The organism is Hadarchaeum sp. (SeqCode), assembly GCF_049969415.1.
GTDB lineage: Archaea > Hadarchaeota > Hadarchaeia > Hadarchaeales > Hadarchaeaceae > Hadarchaeum.
Window position 1 is genome coordinate 1 of sequence record NZ_JBMFOX010000097.1, and the last position, 2,152, is coordinate 2,152.

Here is a 2,152-nt window from a genome sequence, read left to right on the forward strand (position 1 = left end):
GTGCGCGGGCAGTATTGGCGCGACGGTGTGCGGTTTCCGATCCTCCCCTGGCCATTTCCACCCTACGCGGGCAGTTCGCCGATAACGGAGAGTGGCGGGAGGACCCTTCGCGACCGGCGATCGTCGTCGGGACTGTAGACATGGTGGGAAGTAAGCTGCTTTTTGCCGGCTTCGGCGACAGCCGCCGCCGACGCGCCACTCACGCAGGCTTGCTCGGTCAAGACACGCTTATCGTTCATGACGAGGCGCACCTAGACCCAGCATTTGCCGAGTTGCTGGCCCGTTTGAAACAACTACAACACAAGGAGACAAGACCAATTCGCGTGATCTTCCTCTCAGCATCGCTGCGCAGCCAATCCGGAGAAATCTTTTGTCTGACTGACAAAGATCGTAACCACAATGTCATACAACAGCGAATCACAGCCCAGAAGATTCTTCATTTGCACGAGACTAGCGCAAAGACCGTATCTGAAAAAATTACGGAGATAGCCCTCGGATTTGCCGAACAGAAAAAACGTGTTTTGGTTTTCATACGATCGCCGGAGGAGGCCCAGGAGAAGGTTGCGGCAAGGTTAGTCAAAGCCCTCAAAGACAGCACCGGCGAACGCGTGGCGCTGTTGACCGGAACGATGCGCGGGTATGAGCGCGATGAGCTGCTTAAAGCGAACCCCGTTCTGCGAGCCTTTTTCAACGGTGATGTGCAACAGAGCGTGTACCTCGTGGCGACCTCCGCTGGTGAAGTGGGAATCGACCTCGACGCTGACCATCTGGTGACCGACCTCCCCACCCTCGATTCCCTCCTTCAACGCCTAGGGCGGGTCAATCGCCGGGGCGGTGAAGGCCGCAGAGCCGAGGTCCATGTTGTCCTTCCCGACACAATCGAGGACAAGGACCCCCTCAAGGTCCCTCGCGAAGCCACCATGGCCCTTCTCGCCAAATGGAATCGGGAGCACGACCCCTGTGACCTCTCACCTGCCAATCTTGAGACGTTCCTGAACCAACTTACACCAGAAGAACGCCAGCAAGCCTTTTCCCCGGTTCCCAAGCTCGCCTTTCTCACGGACATCCACCTCGATTTTCTCGCCGCCACTAGTCTTTCCCGCCCGCCCTTGGGTGCTCCCAATCTCGCCCAGGTTATCCACGGCGTGGAGCCCGAAGAGCCTGAGGTGCACCTCTTCTGGCGGCAGGAGCTCTCTCTTCTACAAGGTGTCGGCCCAGAGACCCTCCGACGCTGGTTCGAGCTTTGCCCGCCGTCCCAGAGAGAGCTCGTCCGCCTTTCCACGCGTGCCGCCAAAAAACTCTTGGAAAAACGGGCCAAACAGTTGGGAGAGCGAGCCGCGAGCCTCGCTGCCGCCGTGCTAACGCAAAGCACTGTCTTTTGGCTCACTCTCTCTGAGCTCCTGGAGGCACCCGATAGCGATCTGGATTTCTCGTTCATCGCCCTTCCGGTGGAAATCGGGGGACTGAATCCACAGACAGGCGCCGTTGACGCCTCGGCCGAAGGTCCAGTGCAGGATGTGGCGGAAGGGTCGGCCCAACGAGACCCTGATCGGATAAGGGTCCTGGAATGCGTGGACGAGGGGCTTACCACTTACTTTACGCTTAGAGGCGAATCGTGGCCGAACCCTGGTACTTGGGATTTGCTCGGTTCGGTGACCCTGGAGCACGACCCGGAGGGTGAGCCTCTCAAAAGCCTTTGCCTCTTCCTTCCGCGCCGTGAAACTTCACGGGAAGACGCCGAACACGCAGGTGGTCAACTGACCATCGAGGAACATTCCGAGCATGTCGAAAAGTGGGTTCAAAGGCTCGCAAAGGCCTTAGAATTGCCCGAAGAATTCGAAGAGGCTCTGACGATGGCAGCTCAAATCCACGACCGCGGCAAGGAACACCGCATCTGGCAATTCTTTGCCTGCGCTGAAAAGGAACCAAAACCCCTGGCGAAGGCAAAGCAGTACCGCTCCCCTCGCGTTCTCGGAGGCTTTCGTCATGAACTAGCCTCGCTCCGATTCTTTCACCCCCGGGATGACGGCCTCGCTACTCGCCTGGCAAGGCACCTGATAGCAGCCCACCATGGCTGGGCGCGGCCTCATTTTCCACCCGATGCGCGGGACCCCGAAATCGAGCCTCGGAAGCAAAAGGAGCTCGAGGCCAG

Annotated in this window: 1 protein-coding gene; it reads left to right on the forward strand. The window is 58.8% G+C overall.

The annotated features are described in order from the left end of the window. Positions 1–14: 14 nt before the first annotated feature. Positions 15–2,152, forward strand: a 2,138-nt coding sequence (gene cas3g, locus ACP5PX_RS08020) for a type I-G CRISPR-associated helicase/endonuclease Cas3g (protein WP_428085428.1), incomplete at its 3' end; no start/stop codon positions are given.